The organism is Paenibacillus sp. RC67 (assembly GCF_030020805.1).
GTDB lineage: Bacteria > Bacillota > Bacilli > Paenibacillales > NBRC-103111 > Paenibacillus_S.
Map to the genome: position 1 here is coordinate 2,436,962 of NZ_CP125098.1, position 15,764 is coordinate 2,452,725.

Annotated in this window: 17 protein-coding genes and 1 other annotated feature; of the genes, 15 read left to right on the forward strand and 2 right to left on the reverse strand. The window is 46.5% G+C overall.

The features are described 5' to 3' along the window. The first annotated feature begins 7 nt into the window (after positions 1 to 7). Positions 8 to 715 (forward strand): cytochrome c biogenesis CcdA family protein, encoded by a 708-nt coding sequence (locus QMA13_RS10980; RefSeq protein WP_282941407.1) that lies wholly within the window; start codon positions 8 to 10, stop codon positions 713 to 715. On the opposite strand, the gene splB is transcribed toward QMA13_RS10980, so the two are convergent. Beyond that, entirely contained in the window at positions 712 to 1,773 is a 1,062-nt protein-coding gene (gene splB, locus QMA13_RS10985) for a spore photoproduct lyase (protein WP_282941408.1), read from the reverse strand. The two genes, QMA13_RS10980 and splB, sit on opposite strands and share 4 nt — an antisense overlap. A gap of 222 nt (positions 1,774 to 1,995) precedes the next feature. Between splB and mntR the strand changes: the two genes are divergently transcribed. From mntR to leuS, 11 genes are all read left to right on the forward strand, one after another. After that, complete coding sequence (gene mntR, locus QMA13_RS10990; RefSeq protein ID WP_282941409.1) at positions 1,996 to 2,418, forward strand: transcriptional regulator MntR; 423 nt, start codon at positions 1,996 to 1,998, stop codon at positions 2,416 to 2,418. A 136-nt stretch (positions 2,419 to 2,554) separates the two neighbouring features. Further along, positions 2,555 to 3,052 (forward strand): YqeG family HAD IIIA-type phosphatase, encoded by a 498-nt coding sequence (locus QMA13_RS10995; RefSeq protein ID WP_282941410.1) that lies wholly within the window; start codon positions 2,555 to 2,557, stop codon positions 3,050 to 3,052. 13 nt (positions 3,053 to 3,065) lie between these two features. After that, positions 3,066 to 4,187, forward strand: coding sequence for a ribosome biogenesis GTPase YqeH (gene yqeH / locus QMA13_RS11000; RefSeq protein ID WP_481858159.1), 1,122 nt, complete (start codon positions 3,066 to 3,068; stop codon positions 4,185 to 4,187). Positions 4,188 to 4,210: 23 nt separating this feature from the next. Further along, entirely contained in the window at positions 4,211 to 5,065 is an 855-nt protein-coding gene (locus QMA13_RS11005) for a shikimate dehydrogenase (protein ID WP_282941411.1), read from the forward strand. A 248-nt stretch (positions 5,066 to 5,313) separates the two neighbouring features. Continuing rightward, positions 5,314 to 5,607, forward strand: a complete 294-nt coding sequence (gene yhbY / locus QMA13_RS11010; protein ID WP_282941412.1) for a ribosome assembly RNA-binding protein YhbY — start codon at positions 5,314 to 5,316, stop codon at positions 5,605 to 5,607. An 82-nt stretch (positions 5,608 to 5,689) separates the two neighbouring features. Beyond that, entirely contained in the window at positions 5,690 to 6,277 is a 588-nt protein-coding gene (locus QMA13_RS11015; protein WP_282941413.1) for a nicotinate-nucleotide adenylyltransferase, read from the forward strand. Further along, positions 6,267 to 6,869, forward strand: a complete 603-nt coding sequence (gene yqeK, locus QMA13_RS11020; protein ID WP_282941414.1) for a bis(5'-nucleosyl)-tetraphosphatase (symmetrical) YqeK — start codon at positions 6,267 to 6,269, stop codon at positions 6,867 to 6,869. The genes QMA13_RS11015 and yqeK overlap by 11 nt, the downstream gene beginning before the upstream one ends. A gap of 35 nt (positions 6,870 to 6,904) precedes the next feature. Further along, positions 6,905 to 7,252, forward strand: coding sequence for a ribosome silencing factor (gene rsfS, locus QMA13_RS11025; RefSeq protein ID WP_282941415.1), 348 nt, complete (start codon positions 6,905 to 6,907; stop codon positions 7,250 to 7,252). Further along, positions 7,249 to 8,154 (forward strand): CvfB family protein, encoded by a 906-nt coding sequence (locus QMA13_RS11030; protein ID WP_282941416.1) that lies wholly within the window; start codon positions 7,249 to 7,251, stop codon positions 8,152 to 8,154. The genes rsfS and QMA13_RS11030 overlap by 4 nt, the downstream gene beginning before the upstream one ends. A gap of 132 nt (positions 8,155 to 8,286) precedes the next feature. Continuing rightward, a complete protein-coding gene (locus tag QMA13_RS11035; RefSeq protein WP_282941417.1) occupies positions 8,287 to 9,072 on the forward strand; it encodes a class I SAM-dependent DNA methyltransferase in 786 nt (261 codons plus the stop codon). Positions 9,073 to 9,326: 254 nt separating this feature from the next. Then, positions 9,327 to 9,593, forward strand: a binding site (T-box leader). Positions 9,594 to 9,656: 63 nt separating this feature from the next. Continuing rightward, entirely contained in the window at positions 9,657 to 12,107 is a 2,451-nt protein-coding gene (leuS, locus tag QMA13_RS11040) for a leucine--tRNA ligase (RefSeq protein ID WP_282941418.1), read from the forward strand. 61 nt (positions 12,108 to 12,168) lie between these two features. On the opposite strand, the gene comER is transcribed toward leuS, so the two are convergent. Next, positions 12,169 to 13,002: a late competence protein ComER gene (gene comER / locus QMA13_RS11045; protein WP_282941419.1), complete on the reverse strand. Its 834-nt coding sequence runs from the start codon at positions 13,000 to 13,002 to the stop codon at positions 12,169 to 12,171. Positions 13,003 to 13,149: 147 nt separating this feature from the next. Between comER and QMA13_RS11050 the strand changes: the two genes are divergently transcribed. The 3 genes from QMA13_RS11050 to QMA13_RS11060 all read left to right on the forward strand — a co-directional run bounded on the left by QMA13_RS11050 (position 13,150) and on the right by QMA13_RS11060 (position 15,691). Then, positions 13,150 to 13,776, forward strand: coding sequence for a ComEA family DNA-binding protein (locus tag QMA13_RS11050; RefSeq protein ID WP_282941420.1), 627 nt, complete (start codon positions 13,150 to 13,152; stop codon positions 13,774 to 13,776). 90 nt (positions 13,777 to 13,866) lie between these two features. Beyond that, entirely contained in the window at positions 13,867 to 15,159 is a 1,293-nt protein-coding gene (locus QMA13_RS11055; RefSeq protein ID WP_282941421.1) for a homocysteine synthase, read from the forward strand. Positions 15,160 to 15,175: 16 nt separating this feature from the next. Continuing rightward, positions 15,176 to 15,691, forward strand: coding sequence for a deoxycytidylate deaminase (locus QMA13_RS11060; RefSeq protein WP_282941422.1), 516 nt, complete (start codon positions 15,176 to 15,178; stop codon positions 15,689 to 15,691). The last annotated feature ends 73 nt before the right edge of the window (positions 15,692 to 15,764 follow it).

Below are 15,764 nucleotides of genomic sequence, written 5' to 3' on the forward strand. Positions count from 1 at the left end.
AGTCAACATGGAAGTTAACTTATGGATCGCGTTATGGGCAGGCGTAGCGTCGTTTATCTCACCTTGCTGTTTACCCTTGTATCCTTCCTATTTATCATACATAACAGGCATCTCGGTCAGCCAGCTGAAAGACGGCTCCGCTGTGGGTGTCCGTAAAAGAACAGTGTTGCATACACTATGCTTCATCCTGGGCTTCTCGATTATTTTTTACAGCTTGGGTTGGGGTGCAGGACTTGTATCTAATTTTTTTATTGATTACAAAGATTTGCTTAGGCAAATTGCCGCAATATTAATCTTTGCAATGGGATTATTTTTGCTAGGTATTTTTCAGCCACAGTGGCTGATGAGGGAACGGAAATTGCAGTGGAAATTCAAACCGGCGGGTTACCTTGGCTCTGTAGTGATCGGTATGGGGTTCGCGGCAGGCTGGAGTCCTTGTATCGGACCTATTTTGTCGGCTATACTGGCACTGGCTGCGACAAGCCCGGATTCATGGCTGCCTTTGATTACCGCTTACTCGCTAGGCTTTGCCATTCCATTCTTTATTTTGGCTTTTTTCATTGGCAGCACGAAATGGATTCTTCGGTATTCATCAAAGATTATGAAGATAGGCGGGGGCTTAATGATTATCATGGCCGTCCTGCTGTATACAGACCAAATGACTCGAATCACGATTTGGCTGAATTCCATTACCCCCGACTACCTTAAATTTTAGGTGAAATAATCGATGCTTGAATTAGGGAACTTATCAAATATTTGCTCGGTTATAAATTCACGCAGTGCCGTCGCTTGCTCGTCTGGATATACATATTTGCCTTGGCCCCAACGGCCCCATTTATACTTACGCTTAGTCTCGTCGAGTTCCAGCTTAGTCTTAGGGTAACGCTGCTGAATGACGGTTTTAGCTGTTTTCGTAAAGCGATGTTGAATCAATTCAAAGGTCAAATCAGAGGTTGCTTCTTTGGGAAGCGCCTCTTTTAGTTTTTCCAGCAGCTCACGATATCCATCCTCCCATCCTTCATGCCATATGATGGGGGCGATTATAAAGCCTAGAGGATATCCTGCTTTCGCCACTTTCCCAGCTGCTTGAATTCGTTCATAGAAGCTGGACGTTGCGGGCTCGAAGTTTTTGATGACGTAATCTGCATTGACACTGAATCGGAATCTTGTGTGCTTGTTATGCTTAACGTCGAGCAGGGGCTCCACATGATGAAATTTAGTGACAAAACGAAGCCGACCTAAAGGCTCTTGTCCCATAAATTCGATGAGTTCCTTTAAAGAGCCGCTGATATGTTCTAAACCCACTGGATCCGACGTACATGCGGCTTCAAAACGGGTGATCTCAGGAGCACGCTCTTCAATATATTGCTTTGCTGCTTTCAAAATATCGTCGGTATTCACATATACTCGAATATACGGCTTGGCGCCGAGTGTGGTTTGCAAATAGCAATAATGACAATGGGCCATACATCCAGTAGCAATAGGGATTGCATATTCAGCCGATGGCTTGGACGTATCGAATTTTAACGTTTTACGGATTCCTACGACAAGCGTCCGCTTCGCTATCCGGTATTTCTCCAAATCGCTGTCTCCGGGCAGATTCGTAATTCGGTTATGAGATGTCGTCATGTGGATAGGCAAGTCTTGTTTTTTCGCCCATTCCATAATTTTTTGGCCTTTAGGATAATTTAGCGCATCAGGTTCAAAATAAACGAGCTCGGGGACGAAGACTTCGGTTTGTCGTACCGGAGGTATCAGTGTTTCTAATGTCATAAAAGATCTCCTTTTGGGTACCGTATCCGGTCGATTTTGGTGACTAACTTGCTTCGATCATTCGGCTGTGTTATAGTAAAAGGCGCTTATAATGACCATAGTTTGAACCTGAACGCTTACGCTCATTCGTGGGAAATAACAGATCGATGAGCGCTTTTCATTGTTCATCCAGGTTTTTACGGGATACTTACGTATGGTTTATGATGTACGGGAGGAAAGAAAATGGCTACACCTAGTATGGAGGACTATCTGGAGAGGATCTACAAGCTGATCGACGAGAAGGGATATGCTCGTGTGTCCGATATCGCCGAGGGGTTGGAAGTGCATCCTTCTTCCGTTACGAAAATGATCCAAAAATTGGATAAAGACAATTATTTGGTTTATGAAAAGTACCGTGGTCTCGTGCTGACCTCTAAAGGACAAAAAATGGGGAAAAGACTCGTTGACCGTCATCAATTATTAGAGGAGTTTTTAACTCTGATCGGCGTTTCGGAAGATACGATTTATAAAGATGTAGAAGGTATTGAGCATCATTTGAGCTGGGATTCCATTACATGCATCGAAACGTTGATTGAATATTTCAGAAAAGATCCTTCTCGCATAGAAGATTTGTTGAAGCTGAAAAAGGAAATGGACGAATCGTAAAAGCGGGCATCCGACGACTGAATCGGGTGCTTTTTTTGTTCAAGTGAACCCATCTCAGTATCCTTTTTCTTTTTGCAACAAAAAGGCCAATTATGGTATAGTTTGCGTATATATGCTTGTTTTGAGGTGACTATTTTTGCTAAAAAAGCTTGTTCCACAGTTGCAAGTAAATACCATTTACGATATTGACCTTAATGACTTATGGAAGCAAGGCAAGCGCGGCATCATCACAGATCTTGACAATACGTTAGTTGGTGCGAAGGCTCCTCTGGCAACACCGGAGTTGATTGACTGGCTTAAGGTGGTTGGACAGATAGGATTTCAAGTCGTGATAGTGTCGAATAATAACAAGCCCAGAGTGAGTAAATTTGCGGAGCCGCTCTCGCTTCCTTTTATTTATCGTGCCAAGAAACCGACAAGCGCCGCTTTCCAAAAAGCGATGCATCTAATGAAACTTGCTCCCGAGGAAACTGTTGTTATTGGCGACCAGATGATGACTGATGTACTTGGAGGTAACCGAATGGGATTATACACTATCTTGGTGCTTCCGATTGCAAGGCGGGACGAAGGCTTTTTTACTAAAGTGGTGAATCGTTCCTTGGAAAAAGCCGCTTTAACTTGGATGAGAAAGTAGGTACACACACAATATGACAGAAATGCAACATGTAGATGCCGCCTGTGCAGGCTGCGGAGTAAAGCTGCAAACCGAGAATGCGGATAAGCTTGGGTATGTTCCCCAACAGGCTTTGGACCGTACTCCGGTTATTTGCCAGCGCTGCTTTAGAATTAAGAACTATAATGATATGTCAGGAAACACGTTGAATCAGGACGATTTTTTGAAGCTTCTGGGTCATGTGGGAAGCACTCAATCTTTGGTTGTGAACATCGTCGATATTTTTGATTTCGAGGGAACCTTGATCAGCGGGTTGGCCCGTTTCGTTGGAAACAATCCGGTGGTGCTAGCCGTCAACAAGATCGATTTGCTGCCCAAAGTGACCAATTTCAATAGAATCGTCAATTGGGTTCAAAGACAGGCCAAGGAATTCGGTCTGAAGGTTGTGGATGTCGTATTGTGCTCCGCAAAGCAAAATATGGGATTTGAACGGGTTATTGAATCGTTGGATAAGCATCGGGACGGCCGTGATATCTATGTTGTGGGAGCTACGAATGTTGGGAAATCTACGTTGATTAATCGGCTTATTCGCGACTACAGCGACCTTGACGCTGAACTTACGACTTCACAGTATCCAGGTACTACCCTCGACTTGGTAAAAATTCCACTCGATGACGGGACGTTCATTATTGATACTCCAGGAATCGTGTATACACACCGTCTGACGGAATTGGTCAACAAGCAGGATCTTAACAAGGTTATGCCGGAAAAGCCGATTAAACCGTTAGTATTCCAGTTGAATGAGAAGCAGACTATTTTCTTTGGAGGCTTCGTTCGTTTTGATTTTGTGCAGGGCCAACGTCAGTCATTCACCTTCTACGTTTCCAATGCGCTGTCACCGCATCGTACCAAGCTGGAGCGGGCGGATGAGCTGTACGAAGAACACAAGGGTGAGCTTCTTGCTCCGCCTAGCCGCGAAGCGTTGGAGCTGTTGCCCAAGCTGACCAAGCATCCTGTAAGGATTGCCAAGGGCAAGCTGTACGATGTATCGATTTCGGGGCTTGGTTGGGTAAAAGTGAACAGTGATGCAGGGGCTGACTTAGTGATTCATGTCCCTAAAGGAGTGAAGGTAGCTGTTCGTGAATCGATGATTTAAAGGGGAACGGGGAGAACTAGAGCATGGGGAATTATAAGCTGGACAGCCATACGATTATGTACGGAGTTTTCGGAGATCCGATCCGTCATTCCAAATCTCCGATCATGCTGAACCGCGCTTTCGAAGAGACAGGAATTAATGCTGCCTATGCGGCCTTTCATATATTACCGGGCCAACTTAAGGATGCAGTAGCAGGGATTAGAGCCTTGCAGTTTAGAGGCATTAACGTAACTATTCCTCATAAAGTGGAAGTCATGGACTATATGGACGAGATCGATGAGGGAGCACGCGTTATCGGAGCTGTTAATACTATCGTCAATGATAACGGCCGTCTGACGGGATACAACACAGATGGTATCGGTTACGTTCGTTCGTTGAAGGAAGAGACGGGCATTGATTTGCGCGGCAAAAAAGTGCTTATGCTAGGAGCCGGTGGGGCTGCACGCGGTGTAGGCTATGCGCTGGCCAAGGAAGGCGCTTCCCATATCTACATTTCCAACAGGAATCCTGAAAAGGCAGTTGATTTGGCCCGCTCACTTTCTCAGTTCACCCAAACAACCGGGTTGGGGACGGATGCGATACCAGAGGTTGTCGGTGATGTAAGTCTGGTCGTTAATATTACACCGGCAGGTATGCATCCTAATGTGGATACTGTTCCTATGGATACATCCTTAATTCATGACAAGCTTGTCGTAAGCGACACCGTGTATACCCCGCTGGTAACCAGGTTTCTGCGTGAATCTGAAGCCAGAGGCGCCAAAATCCATTGTGGATTGGGAATGTTCATTTATCAAGGCGCGTATGCTTTTGAATATTGGACTGGCGTTCCAGCTCCTATCACTGCTATGCGCCAAGTCGTAGAACAATCTTTTAAATAACACACACGTGTTGAGCGATTGTTTTGATCTTTTCCCAGAGAAAATGTAAGATGGAGAGCTTAGCAAGTACCGTAGAAACGATAGTGTTCGCCTTTGTTTACGGATTTCATCCATGAACGATATATAATAAGAAATCCGGAAACAACAGCGATCGGAGGAACTTGCTGAAGCTTGTAATCTGATTTAATTTCTCATTTTGGTTTCAAACTATCGCCCAACACGCATCACAACAGAATTGAGGCAAAAAAATGTTAACAGGTAAACAAAAAAGATATTTGCGCTCTATGGCGCATCATTTGAACCCGATTTTCCAAGTAGGCAAAGGCGGCGTCAACGAGCATTTGATTCGTCACATTGAGGAAGCGCTTGAGGTTCGGGAACTGATTAAAGTAACCGTGTTGAACAATTGCATGGAAGATCGTAACGAAGTAGGTCAACAGTTGGCTGACGAAGCAGGTGCAGAGTTGGTTCAGGTCATTGGCAAAATCATCGTTCTCTACAAGGAATCCCGCGATAAAAAAACGATAGTTCTGCCAGTCTAGGCTGAGATAGTGAAGAAGCCTCGCCTTTGGGGCTTACTGTTGTTCAAACGCTATAATAACTGGAGCAAAACGAGGTGGGAGCATGAAGGTTGGCATCATGGGCGGCACCTTTGATCCGATTCATATCGGCCACTTAATCGCGGCGCAATGTGCGTTCGAACAATCTGCGTTGGATGAGGTATGGTTCATGCCGACTAACGTGCCGCCGCATAAGCAGCAAGCTCCGGGGGCGACTCCAAAGCAGCGCTGGGAGATGGTGTGCAAAGCGGTGGAGGGACATCCTTATTTCCGGCCCATCGACATAGAATTGCAAAAGGGCGGAGTTTCATACAGCATTGATACGGTGAAGCTGTTGAAACAGCAGCACCCCGGAATTCATTTTTCATATATTATCGGCGCTGATATGGTGCAATATTTACCCAAATGGTACAAATTCGATGAGCTGGTTCAGCTGATTTCTTTTATCGGACTTCAGCGGCCCGGGTACGAATTGGATGTCAAGCAGTTATCGGATCAAGTGAGGCAAGCCGTTTCAATAGTGTCCATGCCACTTATGGAGCTGTCCTCGACATCCATTCGAGAACGGGTAGCTGAAGGCAAATCGATTCGGTATATGGTTCCAGATGGTGTATATGACTATATTGAGGTGAACGGGATTTATGGATCGTAAACAGCTGATGGATTCGGTTAAAGCTCAAATGCCGGCTAAACGGTGGGAGCATACGCTAGGCGTGATGGAATCGGCTGTCATGCTCGCGCGTCAATACGGATGTGATCCCGAGAAGGCATTCTTGGCAGCCATTCTTCACGATGTGTGCAAATACTGGCCTGTCAAGGATCAGGAAACCATCATCAGGGAAAACGGCTTGCCTCCTGATTTGCTCGATTACGACAAAGAGCTTTGGCATTCCTTTGCCGGTGCATTTATTGCTCAACGGGATTATGGTATCGAGGACGAAGAGGTTCTAGGTGCAATTCGCTATCATACTTCAGGCAGAGCGGACATGACGCTTTTGGAAAAGGTGGTCTGTCTGGCCGATTATATCGAGCCGGGACGGGATTTCCCAGGAGTGAATAATATCCGTGAAATCGCCGAACATAGTGTAGAGAAGGCATTAGTTGCCGCTTTTGACGGAACGATTCGATTTTTATTAGAAAAGGGTAAGAAGGTTTACCCGTTAACCATGTATTCACGTAATAGTCTCATTGATGAAATCAAAAGGCAGGAACAAATTGCCTTTAACATGGATAATGTGCAATAGGATAACAGTGGGTTAAACATAGAGGAGGAAAATGAATGAGTATAAGCCCGGATAAATTGATGGCCCTAGTAGTAGAAGCGGCTGATGATAAAAAAGCGATGAATGTGGTGACGTTGGATCTGCAGGGGATTTCCCTGATCGCCGACTATTTCGTGATTTGCCACGGGAATTCGGAGACACAAGTGCAGGCCATTGCTACAGAGATTCGTAAGCGGGCCGAGGAGAAGGGCACAAGAGTTCGCGGTATGGAAGGAATGGATACGGCGCGTTGGGTTCTTGTAGATTTGGGAGACGTTGTTATTCATGTATTTCACCGCGATGACCGGGAGTATTACAATATCGAGAGACTCTGGTCCGACGCGAAAGTGGTTGAGCAGGTATGAGGTTCGAAGCAGGAACCCGAATGAATCTGGAGGTGGCGAGAGAAGTCTCGCCCAACGGATATTTTCTCACGGATGGCTATGAGGACGTTCTGCTCCATTATAGTGAAGTGATTGGTGAGATTGAGATAGGCGACCGGGTTGACGTATTTTTGTTTTATGACACGGAAGATCGTTTGGCGGCTACGATGCGAGAACCGTTAATTCAACTTGGCGAAGTGGCCTTGCTTGAAGTGGTCGATATTCATCGTCGCTTTGGATGTTTCCTGGAGATGGGCTTAGGACGTAACCTGCTGCTTCCATTCCGTGAGCTGCCTGAATTGCCAGAGCTTCGTCCCCAGATAGGGGATAAAGTCTTCGTCCTGCTGGCTCATGACAGACAGGGACGTTTGGTGGCCAAGCTTGCAGGGGAAGCGGACTTGCTGCCGCTTTGCTTCGATGCTCCGGAAACATGGAGGAATAAATGGGTTAAGGGCAGAGTGTACAAGACACTGCAAATCGGTACCTTCGTGGTCTGCGATGGCGGTGTAGTCGGTTTTGGTGTGATTGGTATGGTTCACGCTTCGGAACGGACAAGGCTGCTCCGGCTTGGAGAAGAAGTCGATGTTCGAGTTAGCTATATCCGGGAGGATGGCAAAGTGAATTTAACGATGCGTGCTCCCAAAGAAATCGGGCGGGATGAGGATGCTGAGAAGCTATTACAGTTCTTACGAGAAAGACCAAACGGCTCCATGCCTTACTCAGATGAAACTCCAGCCGATGTTATTTTACAACGCTTCAAAATAAGCAAATCTGCCTTTAAGCGTGCCGTCGGCAAACTGATGAAGGAAGGCCTCGTTTACCAAGAAGGAAGCTGGACTCATTTAAAGGATGAACATAAAGAACAAGGTGGAGAACAGAGCTAGTCTTCTCATCTTATACCGGCAGCAGCCAAGTCATTGAATGCGATATAGACGGGGGAATTACCGTTCGCAGGCTGCAGGAATGCCGGTTTTTTTGTTGTTATATGGCTACATCAAGACTGGAGGTCGAATTTCGTGGCATATGAGTTGTTCGCATATCATTACGATCGTTTGATGGAAGAGATGCCCTATGCGGAATGGCTTGATTTTTTGAGTCAATGCTGGGATAAATATGGCCGGCCGAGAACGATAGCTGATCTGGGCTGCGGTACCGGGAATATTGCGATTCCATTGGCACAGCAGGGCTACGAGGTATACGGAATCGATTTATCAGAGGATATGTTGGCGGTAGCTCAACAAAAAGCCCATGAAGCTGAACGCGCTCAAGCTTTTTCAGGTAAAGGGGCCATCACGTGGCTTCAGCAGGATCTGCGGGATTGGAGCTTGCTTCAACCGGTTGATGCCGTCATCTCACTTTGCGATTGCATGAATTATCTTCTTGAAGAGGAAGAGGTTGTCGAAGCACTAGGTCAGGCTTACGCTGCTTTAAAAGATGGGGGCGTGTTCGTATTTGATGTACATACTCCGTATCAGCTGGAGTCGTACGCTGAGGAGCAGCCGTTTTTTTTGAATGAGGATGACATTGCTTACATCTGGACTAGCGAGCTGGATGCAGAACGCTGCGAAATCGAACACGCATTAACCATCTTTGTGCGGGAGAATGGCCGGGACAACGTATACGATGCAGCGGAACGGTTTCAAAGAGTCGATGAGGTCCATATACAACGCGCTTATCCATTGACTTGGATAAAACAGCAGGTAATGGCTGCGGGCTTCCATGAAGTGGACTGCTATGCGGACTTTATGTGGAAATCCGTTACGGATACGACGCAGCGGGCGTTCTTTGTTGCACGAAAATAAGTCACTGCAATGACTACTGGAGAAGGAAATGGATTACACTTAAAATGATGCCCCATAGTGGAAGGGAAAGAGCAATGCCATTGATGAGACCTGTCATATTTATCACCTCTTGCATAAGTTGAGAACTCTATGAAACCTAGTTTTCCCAGCTTCGGTGACGAATAATCATGGACATTCCAATGATTTGATGACAGGATAAGGCACGCACACTTGACACAGCTGCCGTTTTTTACATATAATCGCTTTATATGCTGTTAACGGCTGGGATAAGAAGTAGTAACTCCACACCCTATTTTCAGAGAGTCAGCGGCTGGTGAGAGCTGACATAGGAGAAGAGTGAACTCGTCTTGGAGCCAGAAGGTGAAGTTCAAGTATGCTGTAGACAGGAGCATAACCGCTCTGTCAGCGGTAGAACTTAGCCGGATCGTCGCCCCCGCGTTAAGGGGAAGAGTGAGCACAAGGCAAAGAATGCCTGTGTTAACTAGGGTGGTACCACGGGAATTATGCCTCTCGTCCCTAGCGTTGCGCTAGCGATGAGGGGCTTTTATATTGAGAAGTTGAACTTTCGAAGGGGGCACAATCGAATGACACAGGAAGTAAAAGAACAGCAGGGCTATAACCCGCTGGTCATCGAGCCGAAATGGCAAACATATTGGGAAAACAATAAAACGTTCAAAGTGCTGAACGACGATAGCTTGCCTAAATTTTACGCTTTGGATATGTTCCCATATCCATCTGGCGCAGGTCTTCACGTAGGTCATCCGGAAGGCTACACGGCAACGGATATCGTATCTCGCTACAAACGGATGCGTGGCTACAATGTACTTCACCCAATGGGATGGGATGCATTCGGTTTGCCAGCTGAGCAGCACGCATTGGATACGGGGGAGCATCCAAGGGATATTACGATCAAGAACATTAACAATTTCCGCCGTCAAATTAAATCACTGGGCTTCTCCTATGATTGGGACCGGGAAATCAGTACGACAGACCCGGATTACTATAAATGGACGCAATGGATTTTTATCCAATTGTACAACAAGGGACTTGCTTATGTTGACGAGGTGCCTGTGAACTGGTGTCCGGCACTGGGTACAGTATTAGCTAATGAAGAAGTTATTGACGGCTTAAGTGAACGCGGTAATCATCCGGTTATCCGTAAACCAATGCGTCAATGGGTTTTGAAAATTACCGAGTACGCTGAACGTTTGTTGGAAGATCTGGAGGAGCTGGATTGGTCTGAATCGATCAAGGATATGCAGCGCAACTGGATCGGAAAATCGAAGGGCGCGGAAGTGGTTTTCGAAATCGAAGGCCAAGCAAATGCTAACTTGAAAGTATTTACAACCCGTCCTGACACTTTGTTCGGTGCTACTTACTGTGTAATGGCTCCTGAGCATGAGTTGGTGGATAAGATCACAACTTCCGAACAAGCGACTGCTGTGAAGGAATATCAGGAAAAAGCAGCTCGCAAGAGCGATCTGGAACGTACCGACCTGGCTAAGGATAAAACAGGCGTATTCACAGGTGCGTATGCGATTAATCCGGTTAATGGCAGCAAAACGCCGATCTGGATTGCCGATTATGTGCTTGCCGGATACGGTACCGGAGCTATTATGGCTGTACCAGGTCACGATCAACGCGACTGGGAGTTTGCAAAGCAATTTGACCTTCCGATCATCGAAGTTGTTAAAGGCGGAGATGTGGAGAAGGAAGCCTATGCAGGCGATGGAGAGCATGTCAATTCCGAGCAGTTGAACGGCTTGAATAATGAGCAGGCTATCGCTTCTATGATCGAATGGCTTGAGGCTAACGGCAAAGGGCAGGGCAAAGTGACCTACCGTCTGCGCGATTGGCTGTTCAGCCGTCAGCGTTATTGGGGAGAGCCGATTCCTATCCTTCATCTGGAAGATGGCACTATGAAAACTGTTCCTGTAGATCAGCTGCCATTGCTGCTGCCGGATGTGGATCAAATCGCACCGTCAGGCACTGGCGAATCCCCGTTGGCTAATGTAACAGAGTGGGTAGAAACCGTGGATCCGGAGACCGGCATGAAAGCGCGTCGCGAGACGAACACAATGCCGCAATGGGCAGGAAGCTGCTGGTACTACTTGCGCTTTATTGATCCGAAGAATGACAAAGAATTGTGCTCTCAAGACCTTCAACAAAAATGGCTGCCAGTCGATCTGTATATCGGTGGAGCGGAGCACGCGGTGCTTCACTTGCTGTATGCGCGTTTCTGGCATAAAGTCCTTTACGATTTAGGCGTTGTGTCGACGAAAGAGCCATTCTATAAACTGGTCAACCAAGGCATGATCTTGGGTGAAAATAACGAGAAAATGAGTAAATCCCGCGGTAATGTCATTAATCCGGACGTTATTGTTAATGAATTCGGTGCAGACACACTTCGGATGTACGAAATGTTCATGGGGCCACTGGAAGCGACGAAGCCGTGGAATGTAAACGGAGTAGAAGGAACCTATCGTTTCTTGAATCGGATCTGGCGTTTGTTTATCGGAGAAAACGGTCAGCTTAGTGCTAAGATTAGTGCCGATGAGACGTTGGGAAGCGATACATTCAAACGGACCTGGCACCGTACCATTAAGAAAATTACGGAAGACCTGGACGCGCTTCGCTTCAATACGGCAATCAGCCAGTTGATGATTTTCGTCAATGAAGCTTACAAAACAGATACCTTGCCTAAGCAAGCAATGGAGCATTTTGTTCAGCTGCTGTCTCCAATTGCTCCACATTTGGCAGAAGAGCTGTGGGAGAAGCTGGGTCATACTGATACGGTATCCTATGCTTCGTGGCCTACGTACGATGAAGCTTGGACTGTTGACAATGAAGTTGAAATCGTTGTTCAAGTTAATGGTAAAATCGTCGATCGTACTCTTGTATCCAAAGATGCTAATGAAGCTGAGCTTCAAGAATTGGCTTTGGGCATGAGCAAGGTACAAGAGGCGATGAATGGTAAATCCATTAAGAAAGTCATTGCGGTAAAAGGCAAGCTGGTCAATATAGTAGTAGGGTAAACAAATAACCGCGCTGCCTCGGCAGGCGGTTCATATTGGAAAAGCGTGAAAGCATCACGTTCTAATCGTCCTTCGATTCATGAAACAGGGCTTCCACCTTTTCCAAATCTTCTTCATATTTAGAATGAGTTGTACGGATGAGGTTATTAAACATCCCGTGCAGCTCTTTTTCCATTATACGGAGACCTTCCGCGGTAATACCTCCTGGAACGGATACTCTTTTTTGCAGAGAAGCAGGAGTAAAGCCGCCTGTTGTAAGCAGCTTGCCTGTACCGAGCGTCATTTCGCTAGCCAATTGAGTGGCCTCTTCCTCTGAAATACCGGTTTCCTCTACAGAAGCCTGAATGAACTTTTGAACGAAATAGGCGAGGAAAGCAGGGCCGCAGCTGGATAGATCAGAAGAAATGCGAGTATGATTTTCTGACACCCGTATGGGCGCGCTAATGTGAGACAGAAGATTTTCCAGTAGTTCCGTATCCTCAATCTCTAATCGACTGCCGAATATACATAAGGTAGCGCCGCTGAACACATAATTGGTAATGCTCGGTATGATTTTCGCGATTTTGCAACGAAGCTGCTCCTCCAATAAACGTATTTGAACAGGACTAGTAATCGAAACTAGCAATTTCTCAGGTTCGGCCACGTCCTTGATTTCTGTAATTACGATTTTATAATCGGAAGGCTTTACGCACAAAAAAATAAGCGAGCAATCCTGTACGACTTCTATATTCGAATGGGCTACCTGGAGACCCGGATAGGCCGCAGCCAGCTGTTCCACTTTGCTAATGGTCCGGTTGGTGGCTACCATTTGATCCGGATTCAAAGCCCCGGACTGTATAAATGCTTCTATCAGTATGCTGCCCATGCTGCCTGTGCCTATGAATCCTACTTTCATGACCATCCCCCCTGAAAAGTGCAGCCTTCTTAATCCTTATGCATCTTAGTTAATAAATATGATTGTCGGAGTTGTTGAGACGATTGCTATTTAAAAGTAAAGATCTATAGCTTGCTTATTAATCAGAAACTGAAGGAGGGAACTAAATTGGCTTTATCCTTTGTGAATAAAACGAAATCCGGCACTGTGCTTCTTGTAGTGTCGCTGACGGTTGCCTTGGGAGGATGGTTCGGATATACGGCATGGAAGGAAGCGGCTCGGGAAACGGCCGAGTGGCGGTTGGCCAACGATGATATGCAGCGTTTGCTTATAGAGCAATCGGAGCAGCGGGTGGCGCAGAATGGAGCGGCAGGACGAAATGATACTAAAACACAAACGACAACTAAGAACAGCCCGGATAGTAAGGAAGCGGGTTCCAAGCCCACACCGCTCGAGCAAAATTCACAAGCTGCATCGACCGCTGCCACCAATAAAGAAAGCAGTCAGAGCACTGAGCAGCCGACTATCTCTACAGCGACGACGGAATCGACCCCTGTGCCCGTATCCAGCAGCACTGCAGCATCATCTAAAGATAGCAGGCTGAACATAAATAAAGCTACGGAAAAGGAGCTTGATACGCTGCCGGGTATCGGTGAGAGCAAGGCTAAGGCAATAGTCGCCTATCGGGAGAAGCTGGGTGGCCGCTTTAAGTCGGTTGATCAATTGAAGGATGTAAAAGGGATCGGAGACAAGCTTTTGGCTAAAATGAAGCCGTATATTACGGTAGATCCATAGTCCTACGAATCCTGCTTTTGTTTTATTACAATATATGAGAAAATAGTAGAGAGAGACATCATTCATAATTATTTGGGGAGGATTTTACGAATGTCTAATGAACGTAAGCTTGGTTTTGAAACGCTGGCAGTACATGCTGGTCAGGAGATTGACCCGGCAACCTTGTCACGCGCGGTACCTTTGTACCAAACAACATCCTATGGCTTCCGCGATACAGATCACGCAGCCAATTTGTTTGCTCTGAAGGAATTTGGCAACATTTATACCCGACTGATGAATCCGACGACGGATGTTTTTGAGAAAAGGGTTGCGGCGTTGGAGGGAGCTCCAGCTGCTCTTGCTACGGCTTCAGGACAAGCTGCGATTACTTATTCCATTTTGAATATCGCAGGCTCCGGAGATGAGATTGTTTCCGCTGCAAGCTTGTACGGCGGTACATACAATTTATTCTCAACAACATTGGCTAAGCTAGGCATCAACGTTAAATTTGTTGATCCTTCTAATCCGGAGAACTTCCGCAATGCAATTACACCGAAAACAAAAGCTTTGTACGCGGAAACTGTTGGTAACCCTAAGGGAGATATTCTTGATATTGAGGCTGTAGCGGCAATCGCTCATGAAAACGGTATTCCTCTTATTGTGGATAATACTTTCCCAAGCCCGTACCTTCTGCGTCCGATCGAACATGGAGCTGATATCGTTGTTCACTCGGCAACCAAATTTATTGGTGGTCACGGAACTTCCATCGGCGGTATTATCGTTGACGGAGGGAAGTTCGACTGGAAAGCGAACGACAAGTTCCCAGGCTTGACTGAGCCAGATCCAAGCTATCATGGCGTGGTCTATACCGATGCGGTAGGACCGATTGCTTATATTATTAAAGCTCGCGTTCAACTGTTGAGAGACATGGGCGCGGCGATCTCTCCGTTCAACTCCTTCCAGCTTCTGCAAGGCTTGGAGACACTGCATTTGCGTATGGAGCGTCACAGCTCCAATGCATTGAAAGTAGCTCAATTCCTTGAGCAAAATGAAGCGGTTGAGTGGGTTAGCTATGCAGGCTTGCCTAGCCATCCTTCTTATGAGCTCGCACAAAAGTACATGCCTAAAGGCCAAGGCGCTATCATGACCTTTGGTATTAAAGGCGGTATTGATGCAGGACGCAAGGTCATCAATAATATCAAGCTGTTCTCGCATCTTGCTAATGTTGGCGATTCCAAATCCTTGATTATCCACCCTGCAAGCACGACGCATCAGCAATTGTCCGAGCAGGAGCAAATTGCTGCCGGCGTGACCCCAGGGATGATTCGTTTATCTATCGGAACCGAATCCATTGAAGATATTATTTATGACTTGGATCAGGCGATCCAAGCAAGTCAGAACTAAACGGAGCATTAAGAACATGACGACGACTCGCAAAGATTGGGATACTTACTTCTTGGATATGGCGTACATGGCATCGACTCGATCCCAATGCAGCCGCAGGCATGTTGGAGCGGTACTTGTGCAAGGGAAGAAGCTGCTAGGTGCCGCATATAACGGAGCTCCTATGGGAGTTCCAGACTGCTCGGAGGCCGGCTGCATGCTGGTTGAAGAGTATGAAATGGTAGAGCAGGGAGGTACGGAGCAGGTTGTCAAAAAACAGCGCTGCATTCGTACGATTCATGCCGAGCAAAACTTGCTTTTATTTACGGACCCGAAGGACCGGGAGCGTTCTGTCGTTTACGTTACCGATCAGCCATGTTGGACTTGCGCCAATATGTTGGCTAACAGTGGTATCAGTGAAATTGTATACCATCGGCCCTATCCAAAGGATAGTGACAAGGTAAAAGCATTGATGGCGCAAAAAGGCATTACGTTTCGCCATCTGGAAACCTATGAGCCTCCATCAGGAACCATGACAGAAGTTCAGCATTAATGGAATGAATGTATGAGGAAGAACCTCTTTCGTTTATCGAAGGAGGTTCTTTTTTTGTTGCTTAAATCATGGT